A 16,048-nucleotide genomic window follows, 5' to 3' on the forward strand; every position below is an offset into this window, starting at 1 on the left:
CGCCGCGGCAGCGCTCGGAAAACCACGGACAACATGCGAGAATACCACTTCCGCAAATCGACATTGGAATTCTTGAAGTCGACATATCCTGTATTGACACCGCTGTCGCGCCGATGCTAAACAAGTGCTCAGCATCGGCGTGCCAGCCCCCGGAACACCCGTGCCGCCGACAGGAGCGCCGGCGCGGCGGATCCGGGGCCGCACACTACGTTTCGGGCGCCCGCACCCGGCACCCGCGACACCCGCGAACGGAGGAACGGCCGGATGGGTCGAATCAGGCTGTCTCGCAGCGCCACACCACATACCCCGACGCGACGGAGCCGACGATGAGTACAACGGAGAAAACGACCGCGGTCGGCGCTCGCGTCCCCCGGATCGAGGATCTACGCCTGCTCACCGGAGCGGGCACCTTCGTCGACGACGTCACCAGGCCCGGTATGCTGCACGCCTGCTTCGTGCGCAGCCCGCTGGCCCGCGCCCGGATCACCGGAATCGATTGCAGCGAAGCCGCCGCACTCGACGGCGTGGTGGCCGTATACACCGCCGCCGAACTGAACCCGCTCGTCACCGAGATCTCCTACGCCCTCGATACACCCGGCTTCCCGGAAGTGCCGCGGCCGCCACTGGCCGAGGGCGAGGTCCGGTTCGTCGGCGACCCGGTGGCACTGGTGCTCGCGGCCGATCGCTATATCGCCGAGGACGCCGCCGAACTGGTCGTGGTCGATTACGATCCGCTCGACCCCGTGGTCGACTACGAAACCGCCGGCACCGCGACAGAACTCGTCCACGCCGAACATGCCGGCAACTCCGCGGGAGGCCTCGCCGGAAGGGCGCCGGCCGATCTCGCCCCGGTACTCGACGCGGCACCTCATGTGGTGCGCCAGACGATTCACCAGCAGGCCTATGCCCCGGTCCCCCTCGAAACCCGCGGGGTGATCGCGGAATGGACCGCGCCCACCGGCGAGATGACGATCTGGACCTCCACCCAATCACCCCACGAGGTGCGCGGATTCTGCGCCCGCCTGCTGGGGATCGACGAACACCGGGTCCGGGTCATCGTCCGCGATACCGGCGGTGGATTCGGGCAGAAGGTGGCGCCGCAGCGCGAGGAAACCTGCGTGATGCTCGCGGCCCGCACGGTGCGCAACGCCGTGAAGTGGATCGAGGACCGGCAGGAGAATCTGATGGCGGCCGGGGCGGCCCGCCACGAACACGGCGAAGTAGCCATGGCCTTCGACGACGACGGCCGCATCCTGGCCGCCACCATCGATCACGTGCAGAACGTGGGCGCGTACCCGATCCCGTCGCCGCTCACCTCATCGATCGCGGTCGGCATGCTGTTCCCCGGGCCGTACCGGATACCGGAGGCCGGATTCAGCACCGCCTCGTACTACTCGAATACGGTGGGCCGGGTCGCCTATCGCGGTCCCTGGCAGTTCGAATCGGTATCGCGCGAGCTGCTGCTGGACACCGCGGCCCGGCGGCTCGGGCTGGATCCGGTCGAGCTGCGGCGACGTAACATGCTCAGCCACAAGGAAATGCCGGTCGCCAACCCGAACGGCATGCCCTACTCCGACGCCTCCCCCCTCGAAACCTTCGAGCAGGCCCTGCAGATCCTGGACTACGACGCCTTCCGCGCCGAACAGGCCAGGGCCCGCACCGAGGGCCGCTACCTGGGCGTCGGAACCTGCACCTATGTCGAGCCGACCGCCGGCAGCACCCCGTTCCTGAGCACCGAGGGCGCGACCATCCGGATCTCGGCAACCGGCAAGGTGAACGTCTACCTTTCGGGCGGATCCGCCGGAAACAGCCTGGAAACCACCGCCGTCCAGCTGACCGCCGACGCGCTCGGTGTGGATATCGCCGATGTGCAGACCATCCAGGGTGATACCGCGGTGGCTCCCCAGGGCGGTGGTACGAACGGCAGCCGATCCGGTTCCATGGCAGCCGGTGCCATCGCCCAGACCGCGGGGATACTGCGCGAGCGGATCATCGCCATCGCGGCGAACCAGCTGGGCGCGGCAGTCGAGGATGTCGAGTTCGCGGACGGCCGCGCGGGGGTCGCGGGGACGGATAAATCGCTCTCGCTCGCCGAAATCGCCCATATCGCGTACTACCAGACCGAACTGTTGCCGCCGGGCGTCGCGCCGGGTCTCGAGGCGACCGGCCGGCACCGCGCCGATCAGATGATGATCTGGGCGAATGCCAGTCACGTGTGCACCTGCGAGGTCGATATCGAAACCGGCCACGTGAAATTGCTGCGGTTCATCGTCAGCGAGGACGTCGGACCGATGATCAATCCCAATGTGGTGGAGGGCCAGATCTACGGCGGCACCGTCCAGGGCATCGGAGGCGCGCTGTTCGAACATCTGGCCTATGACGACGACGGCAACCCGGTCGCCACGACGTTCCTGGACTATCTGCTGCCCACCGCGACCGAGGTCCCGGTGATCGAACTCGGCCACGTCGAAACTCCGAGTTCCGGTCCGGGCGGGTTCAAGGGCGTCGGTGAGGGCGGTGCGATCGGTTCGACACCCGCGGTACTCAATGCCGTCGCCGACGCGCTCGCACCGTTCGATATCCAGATCGACCGGCTCCCCCTGTCCCCGGCCCGAATCGTGGCCATGATCGATGCGGCCCGCGCGAGCGGTGATCCGGAGGTGACAGCATGAAACCCGCGGCCTTCGACTATCACGCCCCGGCCACCGCGGACGAAGCGGTAGCGCTGCTGGCGGATCTGGGCGACGAAGCCAAGATCATTGCCGGCGGGCAGAGCCTCGTGCCGATGCTGGCCCTGCGACTCGCCGTTTTCGACCATCTGGTCGATCTGCGCCGCCTCGACGAACTGCGCGGTATCGAGACCCGCGGCGATTCGGTGTGGATCGGCGCCGGGACCACGCACGCCGCCGTCGGCCGCTCGGCGGAGGTCCGCCGCGAGGTGCCGCTACTGCACCGGGCGACGCCGCTGATCGGCCATTTCCAGATCCGCAACCGGGGCACCATCGGCGGCGCCATCGCCCACGCCGATGCCGCCGGTGAATACCCGGTGGTCGCCCTCGCGCTCGACGCACAGATGCACACCCTGTCCCCCCGGGGCAGACGCGATATCGCCGCGGCGGATTACTTCACGGGTATGTGGAGCACCGCAATGGAACCCGATGAACTGCTCACCGGAATCACCTTCCCGGTGTGGCGGGGACGTACCGGTTTCGCGATCGAGGAATTCGCCCGCCGGGCCGGTGATTTCGCGATGGCCGGAGCGGCGGTCGCGGTGCGGCTGGATGCGGACTCCCGAGTGGAGCAGATCGCTCTCGGATTGTTCGGCCTGGCCCCGACCCCGTTGCGGGCGGCCACGGCCGAATCCGAGGTGATCGGCCGGGCGGTCACCGAAATCGATCCCGCCGAGGTCGGCCGATCCGCGACCGCGGCCCTGAACTCTGTTCCCGCCGATATTCACGGTTCCGCCGATTACCGGCGCCGGATCGGGGCGGTTATGGTCGCGCGGGCCTGGACCCGCGCGGTAGAGGAGGCGAGCAATGACTGATATCGAGATCTCGGTGGTGATCAACGGGGTCGAGCGGCGGGACCGGATTCCACCGCGCCGCACCCTGGCCGACTACCTGCGCGAGACCTGCGGTCTCACCGGCACCCACCTCGGTTGTGAGCACGGGGTGTGTGGCGCCTGTTCGGTGCTGCTCGACGGTGCGGCGGTGCGGGCCTGCCTGGTCTTCGCGGTGCAGGCCGACGGCGCCGAGGTGACAACTGTCGAGGGCCTGGCCACCCCGGACGGCCGGCTCTCGCCGGTGCAGCAGGCATTCCGCGACCACCACGGTCTGCAATGCGGTTTCTGCACCCCGGGGTTCGTCGTATCCGCCACCGCCTTCCTCGACGAGAACCCCGATCCCGACGACGACGAGATCCGCGAGGCGTTGTCCGGCAATGTCTGCCGGTGCACCGGGTATCAGGGCATCATCCGGGCCGTCCGCGACGCCGCCACCACGATCAACGCCGAAGCCGAAGCACCCGCGACCCCGCAGGCGTGAACCGGCACACCGAAGCCAAGGACCGCGAATGAAACTCGAGAACACCTTCCAGATCCCCGTGCCCGCCGAGGACGCGTGGCCGGTCCTGCTCGACCTCGAGCGGCTGGCGCCCTGCGTCCCGGGGGCAACCCTCACGTCCCGGGAAGGCGACGATTTCCACGGCAAGATCAAGGTGAAACTGGGGCCGGTGGGCCTCACGTACAACGGCGTCATCAAAATCCTGTCCCAGGACGTGGACGCCAAGGTCGCCGTGCTCGAGGGCGGCGGGCGCGAAACCCGCGGCAACGGCACCGCGAAGGCGGTGATCACCTGCCGGCTGGTCGAATCCGGCGGTATCACCGATGTTTTCGTCGACACCGATCTGGCGATCACCGGTAAGCCGGCCCAGTTCGGCCGCGGTGCGCTCGCCGATGTAGCGGGCTCGCTCATCGGCACCTTCGCCGATAATCTCGCCGCGGAGATCACCTCCTCGGCACCGGGGGCCGCCGAACCCGAAACCGCTGCGACCACCGAGCCCGCTGCCACCGCCCCCGAACCGGCCGCGGCGACTCCTATCGCCCCACGGCCCGGTGCCGAGCCCATCGATCTGATGGCGGCCGCCGGAATCTCCACCAATCGTCAGTTGGCGCTCGCGCTGGGTGCCGCGGTTCTGGTGATCCTGTTCCTGCTGACCCGCAACCGTCGCTCCGGCGCCGAGTAGACAAGGCGGTCACCGCCTCCTTCGTAATGTGTACATTTGTACATGGACAAACGTACACATTACGGAGGAACGGTCATGGCACTGGTAATGCTCGGGCTGGCCATCGTGGCCGAAATCATCGGAACCAGCCTGCTCAAGGCCACCGAGGGCTTCACCAGACTCTGGCCGACAGTGGCCTCGCTCACCGCGTACGCCGTCGCATTCGTACTCCTGGCTCAGGCCATCTCGCGTGGGATGCAGGTCGGCTTCGCCTACGCCCTCTGGTCCGGCTTGGGTACCACACTGATCGTCATCGTCGGCGCGCTGTTCCTCGGCGAATCGCTCGGCCCGGCCAAGATCACGGGAGTGGCGCTGGTCGTCGCCGGTGTGGTCACCCTCAACCTGGCGGGCGCGCATTGACACCCCGGGATCCGCACCGGCGCCGGCGCATCCTCGACGCCGCCCGCGCCCTGATTCCGCGCTACGGGATCGGCGGGCTCACCCATCGCTTGGTGGCGGCCGAGGCCGGAGTGCCCGTCGGATCGACGACCTATTATTTCGCCGATCTGTCCGATCTCACCGAGACCGCGCTGGCCGAGACCGCCGAGGCCACCCGGGCGGCGCTGGCGGACTGGGCCGGGGAACTGGCAGCGAGTGACGACCTGCCCGCGACGCTGGCCGCGCTCACCGCCGACTGTCTCGCCGAGCCGGAGCGGATACTCACCGTCAACGAGCTCTACCTCGCCGCCACCCGGCATCCCGAACTGCGCCCGCTGGCCCGGGTCTGGTTCGAGGGCCTGGTCGAGATCCTCACCCCGCACACCGGCCCCACCGCCGCCCGGGCCATCGCGGTGTACCTCGACGGAACTCTGCTGCATGCGCTCTCGAGTGATTCCACTCTGGACACCACCGCGCTGACCGCGCCGATCGCCGCCCTCGCCCGCCTCGCTGGAACGACAACCGACACCTGACGAGGTTCCGGCAACCGCCGAAAACCAGCGGATATGGCCTACCTGCGGCAGACCGCGAGTGATCCGTGGCCGCCGGAGAAGCTGCGGGCCGGGCTCACCGCGCCGGTTCGCGCGGTGCTGTGAGCAGGCCTACGCGCCGGAGTCGCCGCCGGCGAAGGACCTGGAACCGGCCGGCACCGAGCAGCCGGTGGCCCGGCGCCGCTTACGCGGAGCCGGGCCACCGGTCACGGGTCAGCTTTCCAGCATCGCCCGCATCTCCTGGATCTCCGACTGCTGAGCGTCGATGATCTGCTGGGCCGTCACCCGCGCCTGTGGATCGGTGCCCTCGGCCAGCTCGGTACGTGCCATCTGCACCGCGCCCTCGTGGTGGTCGATCATCATCGTCAGCCACATCCGGTCGAATTCCGCGCCCTCGGCCGCTTCGAGTTCGGCCATCTGCTCTGTGCTCATCATTCCGGGCATGGCGCCGTGATCGGTTCCGGAATGACCGGAGTCCTCGGGTACCGGGGCGCCCCAGGCTTCCAGCCAGCCGGTCATCGCCGCGATCTCGGGATCCTGCGCCTGCTGGATGCGGGCGGCCAGATCGACCACTCGGGGGTCGGTCGAATGCGACGGCACGAGGGCGGCCATCGCCACAGCCTGGCGATGATGCGGGATCATCTCCTGCGCGAAGCGGATATCCGCTTCGTTGTGCTCGCCGGACACCGGCGTCGAGACCGACGGGCTCGTGGCCGCGGGTGCGGAACCGCCGTCGGTCGCCGGGTGACTGCCGTGCTCGGCGGCATCGTCACCACAACCGGTGAGAACGGCGACCGAGCTGAGGATCGCGAAGGCGGTCGAGGTCAGAGACTTCCTGGTCATGATTACTTTTTCTCCTGGGTATCGGTCCGTTGCGACTGACGAAGCAGCGCCGCGGCCCGGATCGGCCGGGCCCGGCGGGCGTTCGTCACAGCCGCAGCACACCCAGGGCGGCCAGGCGACGAGATTGCGGTGGCGGGGGTCGCGCGCAGAAAACCGGTGGCGAACGCGGGGCCGCCGAGCCCCGATTGGATCCGGCCGGACTCCAGGCGGCGGCGAACAAGGCCAGGACGATCCCCGCCAATGCGGCCAGCACCGCCAGGCACAGATGCAGCAGTTCGTGACCGCTACCGTGACCGCCGGACGGGTCGCGCGGCTCCACCGTGGGCAACGACGACACCGTGCAACAGTGCGAACCGCCGGGCTGCGCTACCGGCGGGCCCGCGGCCGCATCGGGCCGCAGATCAGCGTGGTGCCCCGCAGACACGACACCACCCTCATCGGCGGCGGGAAGATGATGCATGCCCAGCAGCGCCACCGCCAAGAAGGCCGGCAGCAACCAACGCACGAGTGTTCCCGCGAGACCGGACTGCACCGGGCCGAATCTAGCAGCCCGGTTGTTGCTGTAGCGCCACGGCAGGCCGGTGCACCCGCCGGCAGCTCCGTCAGCCGCCCATCACCGCGTTCATGATCGTTCCCGCACTGGTGGCGACCGCGCCGCCCATCATCGCGCCCGCGATCTGCTTCGGTGCGGTCAGCGAGCCACCGTTCCACTTCTCCCAGGCGAACTTGCCACCCCCGAACACGATCGAGGTGACGCCCGAGAGCAGGACGAACCACGTCAGGTACTGGGTCATCTGGGTGATCTTGTCGGACAGTGGCGGTGGTTCCGGAGTGGGATTGCCGAGCTGGGCGAGCACCGTGTAGCTGTCGTGCAACGCCGGTACGCCGTCCTGCAGTGCGGTGAGGATCATGCTCATCTGGTCGTGCCCCTCTCGGATGACGATGTATCCGGTGGTGGACGAATGCCGTTTCCGTAAAGATGGACCCGACCGGATATTGAAGCGCAATCGGGGTCGCAATGGGGTGAGACTCGCCGATTTCCTCTGGTCACCGCCTGAAAACGCGGCGTGTCATCGATGCGACACGCTGTGCCTGTCGCTCTACAGCATTCGATCGGCAACCAGATCCGCGGTACCCGGGTCGCTGGTCACCGGTCCGTTGCGATACACCGGCGACCGGATCACGGCAGCCACGCGCCGGCGGCGCCCGGCTGTCAGTGGGCCGGAGTCACCCCCACCAGCCCCATCAGGTCGGCGAAGGTTCGCGCGGCGACCACCTCCCGCTCGGGTACCTCGAGTCCGTACTCCTTCTCGACCAGCACGATAAGCGACAATACGGTGAGCGAATCCAATTCCAGATCGTTCAGTGTCGCGCCGGCCGGGATGGTGTCGAGCTCCAGATCACCGTGCGTACGCAAGAACTCCGCAATGTAATCGCGTATCGGCATATCGGACACAGCGGCCGACCTTTCCCCGGTTCCCGCGACCGGTCGCAGATATGGGCGCCGGGCGCTCCTCGTGATCGATCAGTGCAGAATGCACTGTCGAGGAGACTGCGGGATGTTCTCCACCAGAACGGATTTCGTCCGGCAGATGTCAGGGAGCCGAATTCCGGCGTCCGCGATATCGGCCGGACGTCCGGCGGATGAGATCACCAGGTCAGTACCGGTTTGACCACTGTGCCCGCGTGCTGCGCGGCCAGCGCGGCTTCGATATCGGCGTAGTGGAAGCGGGTCACCAACCGGTCCACCGGCAGCAGTCCGCGACCGTACAGATCGAGCAGGTGCGGAATGAATCTCGCCGGCTCCGCGTCGCCCTCGAGGCAGCCGCGGATGGTTTTGCCCTGCAACACCATATCGCGCACGTCGATCGGCGGGATCCCGGAACCGAGGCCGACCGCGACCACGGTCGCACCGGTGGTGAGCGCCGCGAAGGCGTCGGCCAGCACAGTGGGGATACCGGTGGTATCGAGGGCATGGGTCGCGCCCCCGCCGGTGATCTCGCGGACGGCGCCGGCGATATCGGTTCCGGACGGGTCCAGGACATGGTCCGCGCCCAATTCTCCGGCCAGGGCACGACGCGCCGCGGCGGTTTCCACGACGATCGTGCGGACACCGGGGATCGTCCGTGCGGCCAGCAGCGCCGCGGATCCGACCGCTCCCCCGCCGTAGATCGCCAGCCACGACCCGGAATCCGGGCGCAGCACGTTGAGTACCGCGCCCGCGCCGGTCTGGAATCCGCAGCCGAAGGATGCCACGACGGCCGGATCGGACGCGGGGTCGACCACGATGGTGTTGTCCGCCGTGGCCAGCGCGTAACCGGCGAAACTGGATTGCCCGAAAAAACCGTCCCGCACGGGGTTGCCGCCGACGGTGACCCGCGGGGAGCTATCGGCGCGGCGTCCGAAATGGTTCAGCGCGGTCGACTGCCGGCAGTAGGCGGGCCGGCCGGTCGCGCAATTCGGGCACGTGCCGCAGTGCCGGAATGTCAGCACCACATGGTCGCCCGGCGCCACCGCGGTCACCGCCGCGCCGACCGCGGCGACGATCCCGGCACCCTCGTGCCCGAGTAGCACCGGCCGGTCGGTCCGGCCCACGACCCGGTTCACGAGATCGGTGTGACAGATACCCGAGGCCTGGATGCGCACCAGGATCTCGTCGTCGCGCGGGGCATCGAGATCGACGGTCTCCACGGTGAACGGGGCCGCCGGGTCACGGGACAGAACGGCCGTGGTCCGCACCGCTACACCCGCTCGAGCAGGAAGTAGAAGTACTGCCCGCCGGCCAGAACCAGTTCCGGGCGACCGTTCATGATGCCCATCAGCGTGGTGTCGTCGAGCCATTTGAAGTGATCGAATACCGCGCGACCGTCGTAGACCATTGTCGCGGTCACCTCACCGCGGAACTCGATATTCCACAGGGTCGCCTCGCCCTGACCGAGTTCGACATCGGAGAACAGGGTGCCGTCCTCGGCCCGGCAGATCAGCGGCTTGGCGTCACCGAGCGCGTGGAAAGTTTTGCCGTACCAGCGGCTCTTGGGCAGCGCCCGGCACAGCGGATGGCCGGTCTGGAAGGCATCGCCGCGCCATTCGCCGAGAATCTCCTCGGCCCGGGCGGGCCGCAGCCGAGTCCACAGATCGTCCAGTTCCTCGACCGAAACGCCCTCGGTCAGCTCCCGCAGCTGCTGCCACCGTGGTTTGTCCGCGCTCATATCTGTCCCATCCACCGGTTCGGCGAACCATTCGGTTCGGCAACGACCATAGTTCCGAACCATCTGGTTCGGCAAGATAGGATCCGCGGTATGCGTGCGGCAGGTCAGGCAACCCGGGAACGAATTCTCGCGGCGGCCAAGGCGGAGTTCGCCGAATACGGCATCGCCGGCGCGCGGATCAATCGGATCGCGGCTGCCGCCCAGGCGAGCAAGGACCGCCTCTACGCCTACTTTCCCGGCAAATCCGAGCTCTACGCCGCGGTCACCGAGCAGTGGACGGCGCAGACGACCGCCGAGACCGCCCTGCGTGCCGATGACGTACCCGGTTACGCCGGCCGCCTGTTCGACCATTTCCTGGCGCATCCGGAGAACTCCCGGCTCCAGGCATGGGCCGAACTCGAACCGGCCGACGAGCGAATCGAGCAGGTGCTGCGCCATACCGTCGACCCCAAACTGGCCGAGATCCGGCGCGGCCAGCGCGACGGCACGATCAGCACGGATATCGCCGCATCGACGCTGTTGCGCATGCTCACCCAACTCGCCCGCAGCGCCGCGGTCCATGCCGGCCAGGGCCCGGCCCGGCGGATCGCCGAGCAGCGAGCCGCCGTTGTGCTGGCCGCACGGCGGCTGGTCGAACAGACACCTTCGAACGGATGATGCAGGTCGTCAGGCCCGGTGGTCGTCTGAGGGAACGTCGCCGTAGACGATGAGCCAGATGGAGCGCCCCAGCGCCGTCGCCAGCTCCGCGTCCGTTATCCCGGTCTGCACCGCGAACGCCGTACTGATGGACCGCTCCACCATGGCGGCCAGGACCAGTGCGGTGGCGGCGGGATCCACCTCGGGCGCCACCCGGCCCGCGGCGCGGTCCGCCTCGAGGCGGACCCGCATCAACTCGACGAAGGCGGCAACTCGCCCCCGCCAATAACGGCCGACGTCGCGGTCGTAGGCGGAGAGTTCGGTCAGCGCCAGCAGTAGATAGCGATGCCGGCGGAAGCCCTCGATCATCGCGCTCATGGCCCGGCGCACACCCGCTTCGCGATCGGTGTGTTCGGCGGCCCACCAGCGCTCGGCGGCGGCGAACAGATCGCTTGTCGCCAGTTCCGCCATCCGGATCAGCAGCCGGCTCTTATCGGGGAAGTACCGGTAGAAGGTCGACCGTGCCACCTGGGCGGTCGCGGCGATCTTCTGAACCGCGATCTCGGTGAACGGCGTGCCGTCGGCGAGTAGATCCTCGACCGCGCGCAGCACCCGCTGCTCGAATTCGGCCCGGCGATCGTCGTCCGGTTTGCGGGCGGACCGGGGGGCGCGGGTCAGCGAGGGCATACCGCGACCACCGCATCGCTCGACCGCTGTCCCGGATACCGGCTCGCAATGTCCATGCGCCCCATTGTGCCCGCCACTCCCCGACCGGCGCGGCCGGCGACCGCACCGCCCGGTTCGCACCGGCAGCCGCGGTGGAATCGACGCACGCCGCGACGCCGCGCGGAAAGCTGTGCGGGACAGTGCCGCTCATATGGTTGACAACCGGGCCCGCGCACCGCACCATCAATCGGACACAGTGTCCGAGACTCGATGACCGAGGCGGTTCCCATGGCCGATTCCCCCGCCACGGCCGAGTATGCGGATGTTGTGGTGGTCGGCGCCCGCTGCGCTGGTTCCGCCACTGCGGCCACCCTGGCACGGGCCGGCCGCCACGTCGTCGTACTGGACAGCGCACGGTTTCCCTCCGACACTCTGTCCACCCATCTGCTCTGGCCGGCCGGCGTCGCCGAACTGTCCCGGTTGGGTGCTCTCGGCGCCGTCACCGACATCGGCGCGCCCGAACTCACCCACGCCTTCGCCGCCGGCGCCGGAAACGCGATAGAAACACCGTTTCCCGAGGTGGACGGTATCGACTACACACTCTGCGTACGCCGCACCGGCCTCGATCACGCGCTGGTTCGCACCGCGGTCGGCGCAGGCGCGGAAGTGCGCGAGGGATACCGGGTGACCGAACTGGTCTGGGACGGTGACCGGTGCGCGGGGGTCCGCTACACCGGCCCCGGTGACCGGACCGGGGAGATCCGCGCCGCGCTGGTGGTCGGCGCCGACGGCCGCCGCAGCACTGTGGCGCGGCTGGCCGGCGCGGACGTACCGTACGAATCCGAACCCAGTGGCCGCGACTGTTATTTCGCGTACTGGCGGGACAATTCGACCGATTGGCGATCGACCGCCGCTCAATGGCGCGAGGGGGCCGACCTCGGTACCGCCTTCCCGTGCGACGACGGCCTCCTGCTGTGCCTGGTCCAGCCACCGGCCGAAACCGGCAAACTCCGGCCGGGCGATACCGAGCGCCGCTACGCCGCGGCGCTCGACCGCATCCCGCCGCTGCGCGCACGCCTCCGGGGCTGTGAACAGGTGGGCCGGGTGCGCTCGGCCACCGATATCACCTCGTACTTCCGGCGCTCGAGCGGTCCGGGATGGGCGTTACCCGGCGACTCCGGGCATTTCAAGGATCCGGTGACCGCCCAGGGCATTCGCGACGCCCTGCACTACGGCCGCCTGCTGGCCGAGGACGTGGCGCCGGTGCTACACGACCCTCCGCGACTGGATCGCGCCGTCGCCGCCTGGGAACAGCGCCGGGTGCGTGAATGCCGGGAGATCTACCACTGGACCAACCGGCTCGCCCGCGGTACGGCGATGAGCCCGCTCGAGGTCGAGCTGTACCGTGCCGCGACCGCCGATCCGGATCTCGCGGCGATCACCACCGCGATCTTCTCCCGCACCATGAGTCCCGGCGAGCTCTACACACCGGCACGAATGGCGCGGCTCACCGCCGGCGCCCTGTGGGAGCACCGCCGAAACCCGGCGCCGGTGCTCCGCGATCTCGTGCACGAGATCACCGCCACAGCCCGCGAATTCCGCACCTCGTGTACAACCCTGCGCGCCGACGCGCCCCCGGCTTCACCGTTCGCCACCGCTTGACCAGGAGAGCACCATGTCGGATCAGCTGCCGAAGAAGTCAGCCTCGATCGACCGCCGGACCGCCCTGCGCGGCGCCCTTGCCGGGGCCGCGCTGGTCGCGGCCGGATCCGCGGCGGCCACCGCATCCCCGGTACCCGGCCGGTACCGAACTCCGGGCCTACGCACCGGCGGGAAGGACGTCGCGATCTTCGGCGGCGGTATGGCCGGCCTGTCGGCCGCCCATGAGCTCATCGAGCGCGGCTTCCGGGTGACCGTGTACGAACCTTCCTATCTCGGCGGCAAAGCACGCAGTATGGGCGTACCCGGGACCGGTACCGGCGGACGCGCCGATCTCCCCGGCGAGCACGGGTTCCGCTTCTTTCCCGGCTGCTACCGGAACATTCCCGATACCATGCGCCGGATCCCGTTCCCCGGTAACCCGAACGGCGTACTGGACAACTTGATCCGCGTCGAGGGCACGGTGGCCGGTTTCCGCGATAAACCGCCCATCTTCGCGCCGGTGGAACTCGGTGCGCTCGACCAGCTCACCCCGGAACGCCTGCAGAACAGCATGATCGGGGCGTTCAGCTTCATCCCGGAACTGCCACCCCACGAACTGGCCTTCTTCGGCAAGCAGATGGCCATGTGGTTCACCTCCAGTACCGAACGCCGCTTCGGGCAGTGGGAGTATCTGACGTGGGAGCAGATCATGCGCGCCGACGGTAAATCCGCGGCGTACCGGGCCTATCTGGTCAACGCCCTCACCCGGATCACCGTGGCCGCCAAACCGCATCTGAGTTCGGCACGCACCATCGGCACCATCGGTGAGGCGCTGGTACTCGCCGGGACCGGGCTCATACCCGAATTCTCCGGTGGCGTGGACCGGATTCTGAACCGGCCGACGAACGTGGCATGGATCGAACCCTGGGTTGCCTATCTGCAATCCCGCGGCGTGCGGTTCGTGATGGGTCAGCGGGCGAGCCGGCTCTCCTACGACGGCAGCACGATCAATTCGGTGGCGATCACCGACGGGCAGGGCAACGCGACCTCCGTCGTCGCCGACCACTACATCTGCGCCATGCCGGTGGAGAAAACCGTTCCGCTGCTCGATGATCGGATTCTGAATGCCGACCCTCGGCTGGCCGGTATGCGGGACCTGGTCACCGACTGGATGGTCGGCATCCAGTTCTATCTGCGCCGCCCCACCGAGATCCCGGAGGGGCATATCGCGGCACTCGGTTCACCCTGGGCGCTCACGGCGCTGCGGCAGGCCCCGATGTGGGTCGGCGATTTCCCCGGCCAGTACGGCGACGGTTCGGTCCACGAATGCTTCTCGGTGGATATCTCCGACTGGGACACACCGGGGATCGTGCACCGGCGCCCGGCCAAACAGTGCAGTGCCGAGGAGATCGCGGCCGAGGTCTGGGCACAGTTGAAGATATGGCTGAACACCGGCACAGGCTGGCTGCGCGACGAGGACGTCCACTCCTGGCATCTGGACCCGGGGATCAGCTGGTCCGGCGGTACCACCCATAACGAGACACCGCTACTGGTCAATACCGTCGGCTCCTACGACCGCCGGCCGACCACACACTGCGCGATTCCCAATCTGTTCTTCGGCGGCGACCATGTCCGCAGCCATATCGACCTGGCCACCATGGAGAGCGCCAACGAATCGGGTCGCAACGCGGCCAACGCCATCATCGACGCGGCCGACGATCCCGCCCCGCACGCCCCGGTGTTCCCACTTGTCGCGCTACCGGCGTTCGAGGCGGCCAAGAAACTCGACGCGGACCGGTTCCGGGCGGGGCTGCCCCATATCCTCGATATCTGACAGCGACATCGGGGCGACGGGCGGGCGGCAGGACCGCCCCGGCCAAGCCGCGATCAACCGTCTCCGCGTGTCCGTCCCGAGATCGGCGACCAGGGCCGTATTCTGCGCCCGACCAGGCTTGATCCAGCTTTCTGGAGCGGAGGCGGGCATGACAGGCAAGTTCGTGCTGTTCACCGACACGGACGGAATGATCCGGTGGCGGCTCAAGGCCGGCGACGGCGAGATCATCGCCGCGAGCCGCGTCTACGAGAACAAGGATTCGGCGAAGCAGGGCATCGCCGCGGTCCAGTCGCACGCGACCGGCGCCGAGATCGTCGACGAAACCGCGGACTGCTGACCCGGTCCGATCCGCACCGGCCCTGCGCCGGCCACGATATCCAGCCCGAACCATTGTTCCCGGTGCGGGCCGGCTCGCGGCGAGCCGAGCTTCGACGAGATCCGCGCCGGACGGGGCGGCGACGCTACGGCACCCGGCGCGCCCCGTAACAGTCGTCCCCCGGCGGGTCGTGGGCACCCGACTCCACGAGCTTCTCCGGGGCGGCAAACCCTACGGCCTGGTCACCGCTTTCACCGACCATGAGCGGGCCTCTCGAGCCACTCACAAATGCCCGCCGGCCCTTCTCTCATCCGGGTGTCTCTTTCACCGAAAGCATTGCTTGCCCTATCCCCTTCTTCGAGAATGGGTTTCGAGCCGAGATCCGGCTCACTGGGGAACCGCCGGCGCCGTGCGCCGGCAGATCAAGTGGGGAACACCATGAGAATCAAGCACATCGCGGCTACCGCTCTGCTTTCCATCGGCACGCTCGGTATCGCCACGGGCACCGCACAGGCCGATCCACATACCGCCGAGACGGCGGTCCGCGGCGCCGAGCAGGGGGTCGGATATGTCGTGGCACCGAACGAAACCGGCACCTCGATCGTCACAACCCTGGATGCCGGTAGCTTCCGGCTCACCGCGGACGGTGCCGCGGTGACCCTGGCGGATCAGGCGGGCCGAACGCTCACGACACTCCCGCTCGGAGTCGCTGCCGCCGGTACCACCGCGCCCCTGGCGGCCGGAATATCCGCGGATGGCCGCACCCTCACCCTCACCCCGGACGCCGCGACTCCGGCGGGACAGCATATCGCCCAGCTGGTGGCCGATCCCGATACCGAAGCGCGCAAAATGCACAACGCGGGGATCGGTGCGCTGATCGGTGGCGGTATCGGCGCGGTGCTGGGCTTCTTTCTCGGCGGTGTCGGTGCCCTGATCACCATCCCGATCGGCGCGGGCATCGGCGCGTTGATCGGCTATTCCACTCCATGACAACGGAACTCGGCCGTGCGACTTCGTTTCCGGAGGTGCACGGCCGGGTCCGGTGAGTGCCGTTTCCGATCTGATTCGCTTGCGCCGGAGTCGTTATGAGCGGGTAAGGGCAGGGTTCGCCACCCCGCCACGAAGCCGTTTTCTGTCGTACCCCCGCAGTAAAATCATGCAGGTAGGACACAGTCGGAGGGTGAGGTACGGT

Annotated in this window: 18 protein-coding genes; 11 read left to right on the top strand and 7 right to left on the bottom strand. The window is 68.3% G+C overall.

Annotation, left to right across the window (positions count from 1 at the left end):
• Positions 1-326: 326 nt before the first annotated feature.
• The 6 genes from ABZ827_RS06900 (at position 327) to ABZ827_RS06925 (ending at position 5,693) form a co-directional block, all read left to right on the top strand.
• The gene (locus ABZ827_RS06900) at positions 327-2,672 is read left to right on the top strand and encodes a xanthine dehydrogenase family protein molybdopterin-binding subunit (RefSeq protein ID WP_357233579.1); all 2,346 of its coding nucleotides are present in this window, start codon (positions 327-329) and stop codon (positions 2,670-2,672) included.
• Complete coding sequence (locus ABZ827_RS06905) at positions 2,669-3,544, top strand: xanthine dehydrogenase family protein subunit M (protein ID WP_357233581.1); 876 nt, start codon at positions 2,669-2,671, stop codon at positions 3,542-3,544. Before ABZ827_RS06900 ends, ABZ827_RS06905 begins: the two co-directional genes overlap by 4 nt.
• Positions 3,537-4,043 (top strand): (2Fe-2S)-binding protein, encoded by a 507-nt coding sequence (locus ABZ827_RS06910; RefSeq protein ID WP_357233582.1) that lies wholly within the window; start codon positions 3,537-3,539, stop codon positions 4,041-4,043. Before ABZ827_RS06905 ends, ABZ827_RS06910 begins: the two co-directional genes overlap by 8 nt.
• 28 nt (positions 4,044-4,071) lie before the next feature.
• Positions 4,072-4,743 carry an SRPBCC family protein gene (locus tag ABZ827_RS06915; RefSeq protein WP_357233584.1) on the top strand — a complete coding sequence of 224 codons (672 nt, stop codon included), beginning with the start codon at positions 4,072-4,074 and terminating at the stop codon, positions 4,741-4,743.
• A 75-nt stretch (positions 4,744-4,818) separates the two neighbouring features.
• A complete protein-coding gene (locus ABZ827_RS06920) occupies positions 4,819-5,142 on the top strand; it encodes a multidrug efflux SMR transporter (protein WP_357233586.1) in 324 nt (107 codons plus the stop codon).
• Positions 5,139-5,693 (top strand): TetR family transcriptional regulator, encoded by a 555-nt coding sequence (locus ABZ827_RS06925; RefSeq protein WP_357233587.1) that lies wholly within the window; start codon positions 5,139-5,141, stop codon positions 5,691-5,693. Before ABZ827_RS06920 ends, ABZ827_RS06925 begins: the two co-directional genes overlap by 4 nt.
• 231 nt (positions 5,694-5,924) lie before the next feature.
• Here the strand turns inward: ABZ827_RS06925 and ABZ827_RS06930 are convergent, their stop codons facing one another.
• From ABZ827_RS06930 to ABZ827_RS06955, 6 genes are all read right to left on the bottom strand, one after another.
• Positions 5,925-6,554, bottom strand: coding sequence for a DUF305 domain-containing protein (locus ABZ827_RS06930; RefSeq protein WP_357233589.1), 630 nt, complete (start codon positions 6,552-6,554; stop codon positions 5,925-5,927).
• Positions 6,555-6,639: 85 nt separating this feature from the next.
• Positions 6,640-7,086: a hypothetical protein gene (locus tag ABZ827_RS06935; RefSeq protein WP_357233591.1), complete on the bottom strand. Its 447-nt coding sequence runs from the start codon at positions 7,084-7,086 to the stop codon at positions 6,640-6,642.
• Between the two features lie 70 nt (positions 7,087-7,156).
• The gene (locus tag ABZ827_RS06940) at positions 7,157-7,471 is read right to left on the bottom strand and encodes a hypothetical protein (protein WP_357233593.1); all 315 of its coding nucleotides are present in this window, start codon (positions 7,469-7,471) and stop codon (positions 7,157-7,159) included.
• 296 nt (positions 7,472-7,767) lie between these two features.
• Positions 7,768-8,001 carry an acyl carrier protein gene (locus ABZ827_RS06945; RefSeq protein WP_357234574.1) on the bottom strand — a complete coding sequence of 78 codons (234 nt, stop codon included), beginning with the start codon at positions 7,999-8,001 and terminating at the stop codon, positions 7,768-7,770.
• Positions 8,002-8,204: 203 nt separating this feature from the next.
• Positions 8,205-9,293 (bottom strand): NAD(P)-dependent alcohol dehydrogenase, encoded by a 1,089-nt coding sequence (locus ABZ827_RS06950; RefSeq protein WP_357233595.1) that lies wholly within the window; start codon positions 9,291-9,293, stop codon positions 8,205-8,207.
• Between the two features lie 2 nt (positions 9,294-9,295).
• Entirely contained in the window at positions 9,296-9,763 is a 468-nt protein-coding gene (locus ABZ827_RS06955; RefSeq protein ID WP_357233597.1) for a DUF4334 domain-containing protein, read from the bottom strand.
• Positions 9,764-9,853: 90 nt separating this feature from the next.
• Here ABZ827_RS06955 and ABZ827_RS06960 point away from each other — a divergent pair, with 90 nt between their 5' ends.
• A complete protein-coding gene (locus tag ABZ827_RS06960) occupies positions 9,854-10,420 on the top strand; it encodes a TetR family transcriptional regulator (protein WP_357233599.1) in 567 nt (188 codons plus the stop codon).
• 9 nt (positions 10,421-10,429) lie between these two features.
• Here ABZ827_RS06960 and ABZ827_RS06965 read toward each other — a convergent pair whose 3' ends face one another.
• Positions 10,430-11,086, bottom strand: coding sequence for a TetR/AcrR family transcriptional regulator (locus ABZ827_RS06965; RefSeq protein ID WP_357233601.1), 657 nt, complete (start codon positions 11,084-11,086; stop codon positions 10,430-10,432).
• A 267-nt stretch (positions 11,087-11,353) separates the two neighbouring features.
• Here ABZ827_RS06965 and ABZ827_RS06970 point away from each other — a divergent pair, with 267 nt between their 5' ends.
• The 4 genes from ABZ827_RS06970 to ABZ827_RS06985 all read left to right on the top strand — a co-directional run bounded on the left by ABZ827_RS06970 (position 11,354) and on the right by ABZ827_RS06985 (position 15,846).
• Positions 11,354-12,727, top strand: coding sequence for an NAD(P)/FAD-dependent oxidoreductase (locus tag ABZ827_RS06970; RefSeq protein ID WP_357233603.1), 1,374 nt, complete (start codon positions 11,354-11,356; stop codon positions 12,725-12,727).
• A gap of 13 nt (positions 12,728-12,740) precedes the next feature.
• Complete coding sequence (locus ABZ827_RS06975; RefSeq protein ID WP_357233605.1) at positions 12,741-14,540, top strand: FAD-dependent oxidoreductase; 1,800 nt, start codon at positions 12,741-12,743, stop codon at positions 14,538-14,540.
• Positions 14,541-14,688: 148 nt separating this feature from the next.
• Complete coding sequence (locus tag ABZ827_RS06980; protein ID WP_357233607.1) at positions 14,689-14,877, top strand: DUF1508 domain-containing protein; 189 nt, start codon at positions 14,689-14,691, stop codon at positions 14,875-14,877.
• A gap of 417 nt (positions 14,878-15,294) precedes the next feature.
• Positions 15,295-15,846, top strand: a complete 552-nt coding sequence (locus ABZ827_RS06985) for a hypothetical protein (RefSeq protein WP_357233609.1) — start codon at positions 15,295-15,297, stop codon at positions 15,844-15,846.
• Positions 15,847-16,048 lie beyond the last annotated feature (202 nt).

The organism is Nocardia sp. NPDC019395, assembly GCF_040632335.1.
In the GTDB taxonomy this organism is placed as follows: Bacteria; Actinomycetota; Actinomycetes; order Mycobacteriales; family Mycobacteriaceae; genus Nocardia.